Genomic DNA, 15767 nt, shown 5'->3' on the forward strand with positions numbered 1-15767 from the left:
GTTTTTCTTTGGTTCGTTTCTTTTGACGCTTATCAAAAGAAATGAACTCGGCCGCGTAGCGGACGAAACGCTTTTGCTCTTCACAAGCAACGACAACAGCAAAAGCCAAATGGATCCCAGCTTCCGCTGGGACGACGATCATGCGAGAAGCTGGACTCCGGCTTACGCTGGAATGACGAGCAAAATCTGGATCCCAGCGCCCCCTGAAGCAACAAATTTCCTTACTGCGCAGGCCTCTCCACCTTAAACCCCATCGCCTCCCGATAAAGCCCATACAACGCCTGCAACTTCTCGATATAAGCCTGCGTCTCCGCATACGGCGGAACCCCTTTGTACCGAGCCACCGCACCAATCCCCGCATTGTAGGCAGCCGCCGCAAGCACCCGATCATTGCCATACCGCTTGAGCAGCATCTTCATGTGCCGCGCTCCCGCATCGATGGACTGCTGCGGTGAGAACGGGTCCGTCACGCCATACTCCTTCGAAACCTCCGGCATCAGCTGCATCACGCCCTGCGCTCCCTTCGCCGACACCGCAGTGGCGAGAAAGCCGCTCTCGGCATGCGCGACCGCACGCAACCAGGCGTCATCCACGCCGGTCGCCTTCGCCGCCGCTTTGAACAACTTGGCATGCTGATTCAATTGCGGCTTTCCCACCTTGCCCAGACCGGTATGCGCCGGCTCGCCCGGCGGCGTCTGCACGGTGAACTTCAGAAAGACGCGCGACCCAGGCAGGTTGCGTGTCGAGTACACCAACTTGCCATCCTGTTCGCGCTCATACAGCGTGCCGCTGAAGACGCCCATGTTGCCCCACAGATTCGGCGTCTGGATGGCGTTGTCGTCGATCTCCTTGGCCACGCACTTCGAACCGGGCTCCGGCGCCGTGGCCATGCTGACGGTGTTGTCGCGCACGCAGCGGTACACGGTGCGCGCCTGCGCGGGCGCCGCCGCCAATAGTGCGGCAGCGGTGATCGCAATCAGACAAGCGAGTGCGTCCTGCGATGGTTTCATGCAATTCTGATGGCGCTTGGCTAGGATGCCCCCGTTATTCCTCATGATACCGTTTCGAAGATGACTCGCCGCCAGTTCCTGAAGAACGCCGCCGCCACGCTTGCCGCCTTTGGCCTGCCTGTACCAGCGCTGATGCTCGGTCGTGATGCCGATGCCGCCACAGGCGAAACCCTCGGCCCGCCAGAGCGGTTTGATTACGCCGCGCTGAAGGGCCGCGCGCGTGCGCTGGCGGAAGCCGTCTATCTGCCGCGCAGTGTCGCCCTGCCACCGGCTGTATCGAAACTGGATTGGGATCAATACCAATCGATTCGATTCCGTCAGGACCATGCCTTGTGGGCGAAGGACGAGACGCGCTTCCTGGCGCAGTTCTTCCATCTCGGCCTGTTCTTCAAGACACCAGTGCGGATGCACGAACTGGTTGGCGGTCAAGCGCGCGAGATTCGCTACGATCCGGCGATGTTCGACTACGGCGAGAGCGGCCTGCAAGGCAAGTCGCTGCCCGCCGATCTTGGCTTCGCTGGTTTTCGCCTCAACCGGCGCAGTGATCCCAGGCGCGACTTCGCCGCGTTCCTCGGTGCGAGCTATTTCCGCGCGGTCGGCGCCGAAGGCCAGTATGGACAATCGGCGCGAGGGCTTGCGATCGACACCGGCACGGGCAAGGACGAAGAATTTCCGGACTTCATCGCGTACTGGCTGGAACGTCCGACGTCCGATTCGGACACCGTTGTGATCTACGCACTGCTCGATTCGCCGAGCGTCGCGGGCGCCTATCGCTTCGCCATCACGCCCGGCGAAGTGCTGGCGATGGACATCGACTGCGCACTGTACCCGCGCAAGCCGATCGAGCGCATCGGTATCGCGCCATGCACCAGCATGTACCAGACCGGCGAGAACGATCGGCGCATGGACTGGGACTGGCGTCCCGAAATCCACGACACCGATGGTCTGGCGATGTGGACCGGGACCGGTGAATGGATCTGGCGTCCGCTGTGCAACCCGCCACACCTGCGCTTCAACATGTTCCAGGACGATGGCCCGCGTGGCTTCGGCCTGTTGCAACGCGATCGCAACTTCGATCATTACCAGGACGATGGCGTGTTCTACGACAAGCGTCCCTGCCTGTGGGTGGAACCGAAGCATGGCTGGGGCAAGGGCTCGGTGCAGCTGGTCGAGATTCCGACGCTCGATGAAACTTTCGACAATATCGTCGCGTTCTGGAATCCACAGCGGCCCGTGCGCGCGGGCGAGGAATTATTGTTCGGCTATCGCTTGTACTGGGGCGCAAGGCCGCCCGCGACGCCGCCGCTGGCGCATTGCGTCGCCACGCGTACCGGGCTTGGTGGCAGGATCGGTTTCAAGCGCTCGTATTTTTCCTGGCGCTTCTCCGTGGATTTCGCCAGTGGTGATCTCGCCGCGCTCGCTGCGAAGAACGCGACAGTGGAACCCGTGCTGCAGATCGGCGGTGGTGGACGCGTCGAAACCGTGTCCGCGCGCCCACTGCATGAGATCGATGGTTATCGCGTGATGTTCGACGCTGTTCCGCCGGATGACTCGACGCAGCAGATCGACATCCGCCTGTATCTCAAGAACGCGGACGGCGCGCTCAGCGAGACCTGGCTGTACCAGTGGACACCGCCGTCTGCGGCGGAGCGGCGGCTGTACTGAGGAAAACTTCATCCAGCGCCTCTCCCGCTGTTGCGGGAGAGGCGCTGGAAATCATCAGCAGTCTGGAATCACCGCGCCATTGTTGTCCTTGGCTTCGTCGTTGCCCCAGCGACTCAAGTAAAACGCCGACACCCACTGTCCGGCTGGACCGGTATCGAGGTCGGTCTTCAGCCACCAGTGGTTGTAGCTGCTGCCGCTGCCGATCTGGCGGCCCCAGGCCTTGCAGAACACGTAGTTGGTGCCCGCGTTCAACGTGCCGGTCTGCGTGGTGCTGGTCGGCGAGCCGTAACCTGGCGCATTGTCGAACGTATCCACCCAGTATTTCGATGCTGCCGGTGGCGCGCAGTCCGGGATGACATTGCCGTTGTTGTCCTTGGCCTCATCGTTGCCCCAGCGGCTGAGGTAGTACGCCGACACCCACTGCCCGGCCGGACCGACGTCGAGGTCGGTCTTCAGCCACCAATGGTTGAAGCTGTCGCCGTTGCGGATCTCACGGCCCCAGGCCTTGCAGAACACGTAGTTGGTGCCCGCATACAACGTGCCGGTTTGCGTGGTGCTGGTCGGCGAGCCATAGCCCGGCGCATTGGCGTAGGTGTCGACCCAGTACTGTCCGGCCGGCGGCGGATTGCCGCCACAGCCGTTGTCGCTGGTCAGGCTGGCGACGCCGCTGCCACTCGGATACGGCGCCAGCGAACGGCCGTTGATGTAGATCACCTGCCCGACGCCATTGAGCAATTGTTCGTAATGGATATGCGCGCCGAAGCTGTTGCCCGTGTTGCCGGTGACGCCGATCTTCTGTCCCTGGCTAACCGTCGTGCCATTGGCCACCGAAAAGCTGTCCAGATGGAAGTAGTAGGTTTTCCAGCCGCCGCCGTGATCGATGACGATATAGTTTCCCGCACCGCCCGCTTCGTAGTATCTCGTCGCGTAGCCGGCGGCCGATGCCAGGACCGGCGTTCCATACGGGGCATTGAAGTCCAGCGCCTGACGCACCTCGCTGGAATGGTGATAGTAGGAATAGGTCTGATTGCAGGGATAAGGTGCCTTGAAGTTCGGTGCGGCGAGCGCCATCGAACTCCAGGAGAAGAAAAGGACCGCTGCGAAAGAAAGTAAGCGGGCGAGCATGGGCATTCCCCTTGTGAATTGGTCAGCGTTGGCGACCCGCAGGGAGTCGCAGACGGGTGAAGCGCGGTGCAATTGATTCAACGGCATTCGTCGCCTCTCCCGCGAAAGCGAAGGAGAGGCGACGAACCGTTTCGCGGAATCAACGGCTCAGCAATCCGGAATCACGGCGCCGTTGTTGTCCTTGGCCTCGTCGTTGCCCCAGCGGCTCAAGTAATAGGCCGAGACCCACTGCCCGGCAGGACCGACATCGAGATCGGTTTTCAGCCACCAGTGGTTGTAGCTGCTGCCGCTGCCGATCTGGCGGCCCCAGGCCTTGCAGAACACGTAGTTGGTGCCGGCGTTGAGCGTGCCGGTGGCCGTGGTGCTCGTCGGCGAGGCATAACCGGAGGCGTTGGCATACGTATCCACCCAGTACTTGCTCGTCGACGGCGGTGGCGGCGGTGTGGCGCAATCCGGAATGACGGCGCCGTTGTTGTCCTTCGCCTCGTCGTTGCCCCAGCGACTCAAGTAGTACGCCGACACCCACTGCCCGGTCGGGCCGACGTCGAGATCGGTCTTCAGCCACCAATGGTTGAAGCTGTCGCCATTGCGAACCTCGCGGCCCCAGGCCTTGCAGAACACGTAGTTGGTGCCCGCGTTCAACGTACCGGTCTGCGTGGTGCTGGTCGGCGAGCCATAACCCGGTGCATTGGCGTAGGTGTCGACCCAGTACCGATCCGTCGGCGGCGGAGGCGGAGGCGGTGCGCCACCATTGATGAGGCTGTAGTACGACGCCCACGGGAAGTATTTTCCGGGGTCGTAGCGGTTCTCGTTCTGGGTGAGCATGCCGTGGCCTTTCACGCGCACGCTGTCCGGCACCACATGCCAGGTGTCGTAGCCGGGGCCTTGCCATGCGGAAGCACAGTTGACGCCGCGACGCGCGCAGATGCTGCTGGTCAGTCGCGCCGAGGCGTTGACCATCGCCGTGGACCAGTTGCCGGCATCCGAAGCGTAGCCATCGTGCTCGATGCCGATGGTGTAGTAGTTGTGGTACTTCGCGTGCCAGGCCTGGTGGTACTCGCGCACCATCTGCGTGATCTGGCCGTCGGACTTGCGAATCAGATAATGCGCCGACACCTGCGCACTCGGATTCTGGAACCACGAGATCGCGCCCGCATACGAACCTTCCATCGTATGCATGATCACTGCGGTCATCGCATTGCTGGATGTGCTGTAGTTGCTGGAGCTGGCCGGATTCCAGATCGCCTCGCCAAAATCGCCCGCCAGCGTGGCGGTGACGGTGACGGTCGATTTGCTGGTCGTCGTCGGCGCCTTGTCGAGTTCGACGGTGTCCTCGTCGGCATTCATGCGCAGCGCAGGCGCGCGCAGCTTGCTCAACTGATTGGAGCTGAAGGCGCGCTCCATCTTCACCGCGCGCGCCGGCACCGCGATACCGTTCTCGCGCACGCCGCGTTGTAGCGACGACAGCACGCCGTAGGCGAAGCTCTGCCGCGCATAGGTGTAGATCTGTCCGGAACCCGGGCCGTAGCCGACATAACGCGCCAGCACCGCACTCATCGTTTCCGGCTGATCGGCTTTCGCCGAGGGTTCGCCGATCGCCTTGTTCTCCTTCGAGGCGCGATCGAGCAACGCGGCGGCGGCCAGGATGTTGGTCTCGGGATCACGCATCACCAGGCTCGCCGGCACACCGAGCAGCCTGGCGCCTTCCGACACCTGATCGGCGAAGCCTTCGCCGTGATACAGGCCCATCACGCCCCAAGCAGCGGGCATGTGGCGGTGATCCGCCTTTTCGCTCGGCGCGACGTTGTTCCAGCCGGTTTCGTTGTAGGCGATCGCCTCGAGCACGCCGCGCGGCAGATCGGGATAGCGCGCATAGGCGCGCTGGAAGAAAGCCGGATAGTGCGCGCGCTGCGTGCGCTGGCTGTTCAGCGCGGCCTGCGCCTGGGCGCGGATGGGCTGGTCGGCGGCGACCAGCGTGGATGATTTTTCGGCGGGAGATGCCGCCGTCGCCACGGATGTTGCACTCGCACAAGCGAGGAGCATGGCGACCGCCAGCCGGTTCGGACCTCTATACATCTGCATCTAGATTTCCCCTCTTGATGGACGATGTCGGATCCCCGCCGCGAGCCTAGCAATTCGATCCACGGCGGGAAGCTAGTGACAGCCCTAGGCAATGTGTGATGCACGGCCCAGGACTGCGCATCAACCGCTGAGCGGCGTGATCGCGGCGTGAATGGCGCGGGGATGCGCATCACGGGTAGCATCCCCGGCTCGACTCTCATCTCATCCGCGCAAATGACCGACTGGCCACACCTGATCCGCGACGTTCCTGATTTCCCGAAGCCCGGCATCGTGTTCAAGGACATCACGCCCTTGCTCGCCGACCGCGCCGGCTTCGCCGCGGCGATCGACGCGATGGCGCAGCCTTGGCGCGATGCGCGTCTCGATGCGGTGATCGGAATCGAATCGCGCGGCTTCATCCTCGGCGCGGCGCTCGCGCATGTGCTCGGTGTCGGCTTCGTGCCGGTGCGCAAGCCGGGCAAACTGCCGGCGCGGACCCTGTCGCAGGAATACGCGCTCGAATACGGCAGCGACCATCTGCACATCCACGTCGACGCCCTGCCGAAGGGCGCCCGCGCCGTCCTGATCGATGACGTGCTCGCCACCGGCGGTACCTTGCTGGCGGCGCATGCGCTCGCCGAACGCCTGGGCGTCGCCGTGGTGGGAGCCGCCGTTCTGGTCGAACTCGGTTTCCTGGGAGGCCGCCAGCGCTGGAACGCGGCCGTGCCGCTGCACGCTGTCTTGCGCTACTAGACGAGCCCTGCGGGCGCCCTGCCCGACCGGTTTCGCGGCATCAAAACCCGATTTCATCGCCCCGCCCCGGGTTTCGTCGCAACGGCGGACACAAGCGGATGCGCGCTCGCTATGCTCCTCCGCACTTCGCCATCAGGGGCTCCGGCATGACCGGCTTTCTTTTCGTCCTTCGCATCATCGTCGCCTGGCTGCTGCTCTTCCTGATGCTCGTGATCGCGATCAACGTGGTCAGCGGCGATGGCCCGAACTGGGTGTTCGGCTTGCTCGTCGTCGTCACCATCGCCCTGGTCATCCCCAGCGCTTATTCGCACGTGCGCCGGGTGCGCCTGATCGCCGGCCGCCTCGACCGGGAAGCGCTGGGCAATCGCCATCATCGTCAGGTCGAGATTCCATTCGGTGCCGACGATGCCTTCGCGCTCGTCGATGCGGCCCTGCGCGAGCTGCCGCGCACGGAACTGGTCGAAAGCGCGCGCGACAGCCTGCAGGTGCATGCCAAGGTGCGTCGTCCCGATCCCTACGGCCACGGCCTGCTCGAACGCATCGATCGCTTCGGCCTGCTGACGTGGTTCGGCAACCGTCGCAATCAAATCACCGCCACGATCATTCCCGGCCCGGATACCAGCAGCGTCAACCTGCTGTGCGAACCGGACAGCCCGGCCTGGCTGGACTTCATCGGTGTCGACCACGGCACCAATCTCGAGAACGCCGACGCGATCACCCGCGCCGTCGCCCGCCGCGTCGCCGAATATCGTCGCGGCGAACAGGCGGCCGCCGCGCAGACCGCCACCGAAAAGGAACTCACCGTGGCCAAGCTCAACCTGCTGCACGCGCAGGTGGAGCCGCACTTCCTCTACAACACTCTTGCCAGCGCGCAGCTGCTCACGCGCAGCGATGCCGTGCGCGCCGACCAGATGCTCGGCCATCTGATCGCCTATCTGCGTCACTCGCTGCCGCGCACCGAGCAAACGTTCTCGACGCTGGGTGAGGAGCTGGAACGCGCCAACGCCTACCTCGAAATCCTCAAGATCCGCATGGGCGCGCGCCTGACCACGAAGATCGACGTGGCGCCAACGCTGCAATCGGTGCCGTTTCCGCCGATGATGCTGCAGACACTGGTGGAAAACGCGATCAAGCACGGACTCGAACCCAAACCCGAGGGCGGCACGATCTGGGTGCTCGCCAGGGCCAACGATCGCGATCTGTCGGTGACCGTCGCCGATGACGGCTACGGCCTGCACACGGAAAGCAGCGGCACCGGCATCGGCCTGAAGAACGTGCGCGAACGGTTGCGCCTGCTTTATGGCCCCGCCGCGTCGTTCAATCTCGTCAGCAACTTCCCTGCCGGCGTGGCCGCCACGATCGTCGTGCCGGCCATGTCGACGGAAGCACGTCAAACGGAAGCACGCCCACATGCCTGATCCCCGCCAACCTGGTGCCATCGTCGCCGAAGACGAGGAACTGCTACGCAACGCGCTGGTGTCGCTGCTCGGCGAGGTCTGGCCGGAGCTGCGCATCGTCGCGATCTGCGAGGACGGCGGCAGCGCCCTCGAAGCCATCGCCGAGCATCGCCCGCAGTACGCCTTCCTCGACATCCGCATGCCCGGCCTGACCGGAATGGAAGTGGCGTCCGCCGCCGCACAGGCGGAGATTCCCACGCAAGTCGTGTTCGTCACCGCCTACGATCAGTACGCCATCGATGCGTTCGAGAACGGCGCCATCGATTACCTGCTCAAGCCGGTCACGCGCGAACGGCTGACGACCACGGTGCAACGCCTGCGCGCGCGCGCCGCCGCCGGACATCCCGATGCCGACACCCTCGCCGCCCTGGTCAAGCGATTGCAGGACGTGCTCCCTGGCCGCGCGAGCGCGCAGGCGCTGTCCTGGATCACCGCCAGCACCGGCAAGGAAACGCGACTGATCATGGTCGACGACGTGCTCTATTTCCGCGCCGACAACAAATACACCACCGTGGTCACCGCCGAGGGCGAGGCGCTGCTGCGCAAGCCGATCCGCGAGTTGCTGGCGGCGCTCGATCCCACCGTGTTCAAGCAGATCCATCGCGCCACCATCGTCAACCTGAAGGCGATCGCCTCGATCGTGCGCGACGACACCGGCAAGGGCACGCTGCGCCTGAAGCAGCGCGATGAAACGCTCACCATCAGCCAGCCCTTCATGCCCCTGTTCCGCAACATGTGACCCTTCTTCCCGAACACCGCACGCAACCGAAGCGAAAGGAGCCGATTCCATGCGTATCGCCATGACCCTGCTTGCCACCGTGCTCCTGCTTTCCGGCTGCAAGATCGAAGCAGGCACGCTCACCACCACCAACTATTCGATCAGCGATGTCGGCGTGAATTCGTCACGCACGCGCATCCTCGATGGCAACGGTGAGTTCGAATGCATCGACAGCGTGAGCGGACTGTGCCACTTCGTGCTGTTCACCCAGGACTGCGAGAGCACGACGCAGGCTGACTCTCCGCAACAGCACGACTCTCGTGCCTGCGCCCCGCGCATCTTGCAGGCCTTCAGCCTCAAGGCCGGCGCCTCGAAACGCATTGATCATCTGCCGAAGCATCTGCAACAGTGCGTCGATCATCAGGCCGCGCCCACCGTCCCTGGCTGCCTGCATCCCACCAGTTGACCTCAAGGAGCCCGCACGTGAAAACCCTCATTGCCTTCATCGCCTGGTGCATTCTTTTCGTGCTGTGCTGGCCACTGGCGTTGCTGGCGCTGGTGCTTTTGCCAATCCTGTGGCTGCTCTCGCTGCCGTTCCGTCTGGTCGGCATCACCGTCTCGGCGGTGTTCGCATTCTTGCGCGCAGTCCTCTTCCTCCCCGCGCGCCTGCTTGGATGGCGTCCTGATCAGGCACGGGCAGTCCACACCACGGCCGCCTGAGGATTCGGATCGCGCTTGGGAAAGATTTTCTGCAAATCTTCCACCTTTGATTTCCCGAAAGCACGCGCCGCATTCCCGCGCGTCAAAAACAGCAAAGGCGGTTTTCACCGCCTTTGCTGCTGCCTCGTGACGTCAGACGATCAGGGCGTCGTCGTCGGAGCCGTGGTGCCGTCCTGAGCAGGCGGCGTGGTCGTGGAGTCCGTCGGCGTGGTGCTGGCCGGCGGCGTCGTGGTGTCGGGAGCCGGCTGCTCGGTCGGGGCCGGCGTGCTGGACGGTTCTTCACTCGTCTCGCCGGTGCTCTTGCACGCGCTCAGCGACAGGGCGCCGACAGCGGCGAGGGCGAAAACGGCATTACGGATCGTGGTGTTCATGAAGTGTGGTTTCCTCATCTAGATGGCATGAGCAGTCCGGAATTCCCGCTCATGTTGGAACGCCCCTGTACCGCAAGGCCGAAGAATGCGCGCATGCAGATGAACACGAACAGACACACGGCTCCGCATCAAACGCTTGCTTAACACATCGAAGAAGCAAGGCGGCTATGCGCGATTCGCGCATCGGGCAGCCGAACGATGGTGATTCCGTCCGGCTGCTCGACATCGGCGATGTGTCTACTTACATCGGCTTGCCGTGTCCCTTGCCGTTGTTGCCCTTGTCATTTCCTTTGCTGCCGCCGGGACCCTTTCCGTTGCCTTGTCCCTTGTCGGCATTGCCGTGGCCCTTGCCGTTGTCCGAGTGGTCGTCATCCCACGCTCTCGCGGCCTTGCCCTTGCCGCGCGGCGCGGCGGCGGCCTTCTTGGGGCCGCCCGGTCCGTGCTTCGACCAGTCCACTTGCACGGGACGATCGATCGCGATCGGATATCCCCAACGGTCATAGGTGCCCACCGCGCCACGCTTCAAGGCATGGAAAGCCGAAGAACCCGGCTTGATGCCGTAACGCTTCGCGACCGCGCCCCAACCCTGGCCCGGGTTGCGCTCGTACTCGCGCACGACATCGATGCAAGGCAATCCCAGCGCGCGCGCGAGGGCACAGGCGTAGTACACATCGCCCGGCGCCCAATGCCGCGAGCCGAGCAGATCCTCCACCAGCGAGCGCGGTGCGCCGTAGTGACCGGACATTTCATCGATGAACGGTTCGCGATAGCGCGTCCCGTAGTCGTTGATCTCACCCAAGCGATTGTCGACCCACACATCGCCCGTGTGGATGTTGTAGCCGATGGTCTGGGCCTGGACCGCGCCACAGACACCCAGTGCGAGCGCCAGCGCGAGCGCTCCCTTCATCATTCCGTTCATTGCAGTACCCCTCGTGATGGTGTGCACAGTTTGGCGGGACTCGATGAATTCCGGATGAGCCGTGGCGGCCAATCCCGGCGGCTAGATGAACGGAGTACCAGGCGCTCCGGAGAGCACTCCGTTCCTCGGTATTTACATCTTCTTCCCACATTCGTTACGTGCCTTGCATGTCCGGCTCACGATCAATGAATGCTGGCGGGCGCATGGTGGAACCGCCCTCGACGCCCCGGGAGGCTCGTCATGAAACGGCGCCATGTGTTCAGCACGCCCGACATCCGCCAGGCACGACACGCGGTGGAAGTCGCCCACCGGGCCGGTCTTCCCTACGCGTGCATCTTCCTGATCGCGCGCTCGGATATCGAACTCGCGCAGATTCCAGATGCCCGCAAGACAGCGGACACCGATTTCATGCCGGCGGCGATCCGCGGCGCCGGATACGGCGGTGCCGCTGGCTTTCTCGCCGCGGGCGCGGTGGCGATCGTTCTCGCGCCATTGGACCTCGCCCTGATCGGGATCATGCTCGCCGGCTTCGGTGCCGGCGCCCTGGTCGGTTGCTGGGCGTCCGCCTTGGTCGGCTCGTCCGTGCCTGATCCGGTGCGGCGCAAGTTCGAGAGCGAGATCGAAGCCGGCCATGTCCTGGTCGTGATCGACTGCGAGGACGCATTGCACGAACGCGCCGACCCGCAACTGGAACGCCTGGGCGCCGTGCGATTGAACTACGACGTGCCGTCCGTGATGGCCTGATGGGTCGCTTTCACATCCAACGGCCATGCGGGCCTCGGTCTCTAGATGACAGGTAGCCTCTGGCGCGTCGCCACGAATCCTTCCCACGGGTCCGCGCGCAGGCTCGCGGCGCGTCGCAGAGCGCGCGTCAGATCGAAATCGGCGCTGGACTTCGTGCGCGACAATTCTTCCCATCGCAACGGCATGGCCACGGGCGCACCCGCGCGTGCACGCAGCGACCAACTGGCCACGCTGGTCGCCCCACGCGTATTGCGCAGCCAGTCGATGAAGATGCGCCCTTTGCGCGCGGTTTTGGCCGCGGTGGCGACATAACGCAATGGCGACTGCGCCACCATCGCATCGGCGAAGGCTTCGCAGAACGCCTTGGCGGCGTCCCAATCGGAATCGGGGACGATCGGCACACACACATGCACGCCTTTCCCGCCGGACAGCCGCACCCAGCTACGCAAACCGGTCTCCCCCAGGCGATCGCGCACTTCCCGCGCCGCGCGCTTGACATCGCTCCAGGCAATGCTCTCGTCAGGATCGAGATCAAACACCAGTCGATCCGGCCGATCCGGCGCATCGCGTTTCGCACCCCAGGGATGGAATTCCAGGGTATTCATCTGCACCAGGTCGAGCACGCCTTCGATGTCGTCGACATAGAGGTAATCCGCTTCCCCATCGGATTCGCGCAGCGTTACCGGATGGACGGCCGGACCGAGACTGTCGTTGTGGTGCTTCTGGAAGAAGCATTGCGCGTCGATGCCGTCCGGACAGCGCAGCAGCGACAAAGGTCGTTCCACCAACCCGGGCAGCAACCAGTCGGCGACGGCGCGATAGTACTCGGCCACTTGGCCCTTCGTGATGCCCACGTCGGGATAGACGATGCGTTCCGGATGGGTCAAACGTTGTTCTGTCATCGCGATCTCCTGTCCGGCGGCGGCGCGCTCTCCATCGATCAGGCGCCGTAATCAGCCCGGCCATGCATATGCGCGCCACGCCCTCGATTCTGGCATGACCGAGCATATCGAACGCACCGGAAACAGAATGTGTTCTGACAAGTTAACAGCGCACGACGTGGCGCTCGCGCAAGCGGGCGACTCAGCGATCGCTCCTGAAGCACTTCAGGCCAGCAGAACTTCCTTCAGATCGCGCCGCACGGACTTCGCGACGTAGTCGGATTTGCCGATGCGGAACAGAAACAGCGGATCCTGCGCGGACGCCAGGCCGGCTAGTTCGCGCAAGCCTTCTCGGCTCGGCTCGAACTCGGTCGGATAGCACAGCGGCTGTACCGCGTAACCGCGCGCGGCCGCTTCCAGATAGACGCGCTCGGCCAGGCGCCCCGCCTGGATGCGCTGATTCGGCGTGGCGCGATCGGCGTAGATCAGTCCCCATGTCGGCGTGGTGGACACCAGGCGATCGAGCGTGTCGATCTCCCCCTGCTTGAACTGCGCGCTGAGCAGATCCTTCTCATGGACGAACCACTCGACATAGCGTTTGGCCAGCAGCGGCGCGTCGCCGTTAAACACGGCGATGCCGTCGCGCCGGGTTTCCCACTGATCGGGCGTGATGCGGAACCACTTCATGCCGTCGCGATTGCGCTCGTCACTGAGGAAGCCACGCACCGATCCGCGCAGGATGTTGCCAAGACGCGCGACCAGCGGGCCGTCCGGGAACCAGGTTAGTCCAATGCCGGGAAGATCGCCGGTCCGTTGATTCAGTGCCGTCTTCAGCGCGGCCGGAACCGGCTGGCTCATGTCGTATTCGGTGCGCGTAGTCTGCCGCGTGAACAACGCATCGAACGCACCATCGCGCACGACCGGGCCGCGATGCAGCCGGACACTGGCGCAATAGCCGTCCTGCGCGAAGCGACGATCGGCACCGAGATCCTGTACCTCGGCGCGGTAACCCAGGCGCTTCGCGGCGACATCGATGTTCTCCAACGCGCTGCCGATCGCCGTCTGCATCATGCGGAATTCGGCATCGGCGGTACCGAGATGGCGGCTGAGGTCGGCGAAGATCTCGATGCGGTCGCCGGAAATTCCGAACTTCCACGGCTGCGTGTTGTGCGGACTCGGTGCGAGCGTGGCGCACAGCGCGAGATACTGCAGATCGCTCAATCCATTCTTCTCCTTCTGCCGCCAGTAGCCATAGGCCGCGGCATTGGGATGCACGCCACCGGCGAAACCGACCGCACCGGCGCCGCCCAGGACGGCTAGCGATGCCGCGCCGGCGGCGTAGCGCAGGAATCTGCGGCGGGAAGGCACGGGGTCGGTCGTCATGATCAAAGTCTCCTCTCGTGAGCGGTCGCATTCCGAAACACATCGGAATGACGAAGTGGGGAATGGGGGAAAGTGGACGGGTTGAACGATGGCCACCACAGACCGGAGAACACGTAGTCCTCGTTGCAGCCCACGCGGCCGACGAGTCTGTCGCGGCCCTCCTCGCCGACTTCGCGCAGCAAGCGCGCGCTGAACAGGCCTTGCGACAGATCGAGCACAACAGACGCGTCGCCGAAACCAAGGCGCTCACCAGTCGCGGCGTAGACGCACTTGTAGATCGCTTCCTTGATCGAAAACAGCAGCAGGCCGTACATCGGCACCAGCATGCCCGGCAAGCCGGAAATCCAGCGCAGCTCTTCCTCGCGGCAAATATGGCGCAGGACCGAGTGACTGAACGCGTTACTGCGGCGATCCACATCCACGCCGACCGCGGTGACGCACCCGGACGTCGCGGCCACACTGATCGCGCAGCCTTCGGTGTGACTGATGCTGCCGAGCGTGCCGCTCGGCCAGAGAGGACAGCCATGCCGATCGCTGAGGATCGGTCCGGGCGCGACCTGCAACCGCGTGAGCGCACGATGCGCATAGGCACGGCCGGCGGCGAACTCGCGTCTGCGCTTGCTCCCCGCGCGTTCCACCAGCGCGCGTTCGAGCGGATGCAGCGACGCTTCGTCACCATTGGATGCGCCCGCTTCCACGCTGAACAACGTGGAAGGGAACAAATCCTGCGGTCGGCGGATCGCAGCCTGCACCTTGCTCATGCCTCCGCCGACACCAGCGCGACCGCCGGGCGCCGCCATAGCAGGCGCAGCAGCAGACTCAGGAACAACACCGCGCTCAGCGTGAACACGTGCACGCTGCCGAGCTCGCGCATGATCAGCGCCGATAGCCAGGGTGCGACCAGCGAACCGAGACTGAAGGCCATGGTGAACAAGGCACTGCCACCGGGCAATTCCTCGCGCGAGAGACGCTGCCCGACGATGCCGAGCGCGATGGCGAACACCGGTCCAAGACTCGCGCCGACCAGCAGCGACACCGCCGCGGCAATCGGCAGGCTCGGTGCGATGGCGAGCGTGATCGTCGCCACGGTGCCGACGCCGGCACATATCGCAAGCACGCGTTCTCGGCCATGGCGATCGGCCAGATGACCCAGCGGCAAGGTCCCGATCAACCCGCCACCGATAAACGCGGCGAACGCGAAACTCATGCCACTCACGCTGTACCCATTTTGCAGTAGGAAGACTGGATAAAGCGTCAGCAAGGTCGCCTCCGCCACGCCGTAGGCGAAGATCGCATGCAGCGGCAGGGATAGGCGGCGCACGAGATCGAAGCGCGGCGATGGCGTCTGCGCGTGCAACGTCGGCAGATGTTTTCCTACGATGGGCAACCCCATCAGCAACAACACGCCACCGAGGTAGAACGCCAGGATCGGCGAGGCTCCGTATAGAACACCGCCCAAAAGCGGGCCGACGCCAAGCCCGACTCCGAACGCCAACGCATGCAGGCCACCGACCAGACTTCGCTGCGCTTCGGATACGCTGGCATTGAGTGCCGTCTGCCCACCGATCATGTACAGACCGATGCCCACACCCATTACCGCGCGTGCCGCGAACCACGCCAATTGGTGATGCCACCAGGGCAGCTGCATAGCTGCGATCGCGGTGAGCACGATGCCGATCGCGATCGTCCCGCGCGTGCCGACACGATGAATCAGCCGACCCGCGAGCGGCGCCCCCAGCAGCGTGAACGCGAAGAACACGCTGGCATTCAAGCCGATGCCGAGCTCGGAAACGCCACGCTCGTTCAACAACGCGGAGATCAGCGGATTGAACAACCCGATCGCGACACCCGCCAGCGCCGAGACCAGATACAACGCACGCAACGGCGGCGAGAAGACGCGCATCTCCCGCCCGTCATTCCCGTCCCGTTGTGTTGACGACATCTCCGGGAGGCGGGAATG

General features: G+C 64.1%; 16 protein-coding genes. 7 read left to right on the forward strand and 9 right to left on the reverse strand.

Annotated features, from left to right (window positions below; translation table 11 throughout):
* Positions 1–221 precede the first annotated feature (221 nt).
* Positions 222–1010, reverse strand: a complete 789-nt coding sequence (locus AC1RNP_RS00005; RefSeq protein WP_493049160.1) for a lytic transglycosylase domain-containing protein — start codon at positions 1008–1010, stop codon at positions 222–224.
* A 60-nt stretch (positions 1011–1070) separates the two neighbouring features.
* On the opposite strand from AC1RNP_RS00005, the gene AC1RNP_RS00010 reads away from it, so the two are divergent.
* Positions 1071–2675: an OpgD/OpgG family glucan biosynthesis protein gene (locus AC1RNP_RS00010; RefSeq protein ID WP_493049161.1), complete on the forward strand. Its 1605-nt coding sequence runs from the start codon at positions 1071–1073 to the stop codon at positions 2673–2675.
* Positions 2676–2729: 54 nt separating this feature from the next.
* Here AC1RNP_RS00010 and AC1RNP_RS00015 read toward each other — a convergent pair whose 3' ends face one another.
* Positions 2730–3800: a M23 family metallopeptidase gene (locus AC1RNP_RS00015; RefSeq protein ID WP_493049162.1), complete on the reverse strand. Its 1071-nt coding sequence runs from the start codon at positions 3798–3800 to the stop codon at positions 2730–2732.
* A gap of 147 nt (positions 3801–3947) precedes the next feature.
* Positions 3948–5882: an N-acetylmuramoyl-L-alanine amidase gene (locus tag AC1RNP_RS00020; RefSeq protein WP_493049163.1), complete on the reverse strand. Its 1935-nt coding sequence runs from the start codon at positions 5880–5882 to the stop codon at positions 3948–3950.
* Positions 5883–6044: 162 nt separating this feature from the next.
* Between AC1RNP_RS00020 and AC1RNP_RS00025 the strand changes: the two genes are divergently transcribed.
* From AC1RNP_RS00025 to AC1RNP_RS00045, 5 genes are all read left to right on the forward strand, one after another.
* Complete coding sequence (locus AC1RNP_RS00025; protein WP_493049164.1) at positions 6045–6614, forward strand: adenine phosphoribosyltransferase; 570 nt, start codon at positions 6045–6047, stop codon at positions 6612–6614.
* A 146-nt stretch (positions 6615–6760) separates the two neighbouring features.
* Positions 6761–8032 (forward strand): sensor histidine kinase, encoded by a 1272-nt coding sequence (locus AC1RNP_RS00030; RefSeq protein ID WP_493049165.1) that lies wholly within the window; start codon positions 6761–6763, stop codon positions 8030–8032.
* Entirely contained in the window at positions 8025–8810 is a 786-nt protein-coding gene (locus AC1RNP_RS00035) for a LytR/AlgR family response regulator transcription factor (RefSeq protein ID WP_493049166.1), read from the forward strand. The genes AC1RNP_RS00030 and AC1RNP_RS00035 overlap by 8 nt, the downstream gene beginning before the upstream one ends.
* Positions 8811–8859: 49 nt before the next feature.
* A complete protein-coding gene (locus AC1RNP_RS00040) occupies positions 8860–9255 on the forward strand; it encodes a hypothetical protein (protein WP_493049167.1) in 396 nt (131 codons plus the stop codon).
* 17 nt (positions 9256–9272) lie between these two features.
* Positions 9273–9509 carry a hypothetical protein gene (locus AC1RNP_RS00045; protein WP_493049168.1) on the forward strand — a complete coding sequence of 79 codons (237 nt, stop codon included), beginning with the start codon at positions 9273–9275 and terminating at the stop codon, positions 9507–9509.
* Positions 9510–9649: 140 nt separating this feature from the next.
* Here the strand turns inward: AC1RNP_RS00045 and AC1RNP_RS00050 are convergent, their stop codons facing one another.
* Together AC1RNP_RS00050 and AC1RNP_RS00055 are read right to left on the reverse strand one after the other, a co-directional pair.
* On the reverse strand, positions 9650–9880 hold the full coding sequence (locus tag AC1RNP_RS00050) for a hypothetical protein (protein WP_493049169.1): 231 nt from the start codon (positions 9878–9880) through the stop codon (positions 9650–9652).
* Between the two features lie 241 nt (positions 9881–10121).
* The gene (locus AC1RNP_RS00055) at positions 10122–10799 is read right to left on the reverse strand and encodes a hypothetical protein (protein ID WP_493049170.1); all 678 of its coding nucleotides are present in this window, start codon (positions 10797–10799) and stop codon (positions 10122–10124) included.
* Between the two features lie 240 nt (positions 10800–11039).
* Between AC1RNP_RS00055 and AC1RNP_RS00060 the strand changes: the two genes are divergently transcribed.
* On the forward strand, positions 11040–11543 hold the full coding sequence (locus AC1RNP_RS00060; RefSeq protein WP_493049171.1) for a hypothetical protein: 504 nt from the start codon (positions 11040–11042) through the stop codon (positions 11541–11543).
* A 41-nt stretch (positions 11544–11584) separates the two neighbouring features.
* Here AC1RNP_RS00060 and ligD read toward each other — a convergent pair whose 3' ends face one another.
* The 4 genes from ligD to AC1RNP_RS00080 form a co-directional block, all read right to left on the reverse strand.
* The gene (gene ligD, locus AC1RNP_RS00065; RefSeq protein WP_493049172.1) at positions 11585–12445 is read right to left on the reverse strand and encodes a non-homologous end-joining DNA ligase; all 861 of its coding nucleotides are present in this window, start codon (positions 12443–12445) and stop codon (positions 11585–11587) included.
* Between the two features lie 204 nt (positions 12446–12649).
* A complete protein-coding gene (locus AC1RNP_RS00070; RefSeq protein WP_493049173.1) occupies positions 12650–13807 on the reverse strand; it encodes a nitroreductase family protein in 1158 nt (385 codons plus the stop codon).
* 2 nt (positions 13808–13809) lie between these two features.
* On the reverse strand, positions 13810–14568 hold the full coding sequence (locus AC1RNP_RS00075) for a 4'-phosphopantetheinyl transferase family protein (protein ID WP_493049174.1): 759 nt from the start codon (positions 14566–14568) through the stop codon (positions 13810–13812).
* A complete protein-coding gene (locus AC1RNP_RS00080) occupies positions 14565–15749 on the reverse strand; it encodes an MFS transporter (RefSeq protein WP_493049175.1) in 1185 nt (394 codons plus the stop codon). The genes AC1RNP_RS00075 and AC1RNP_RS00080 overlap by 4 nt, the downstream gene beginning before the upstream one ends.
* Between the last annotated feature and the right edge of the window lie 18 nt (positions 15750–15767).

This window comes from Luteimonas sp. GW821-FHT14E02 (genome assembly GCF_058803905.1).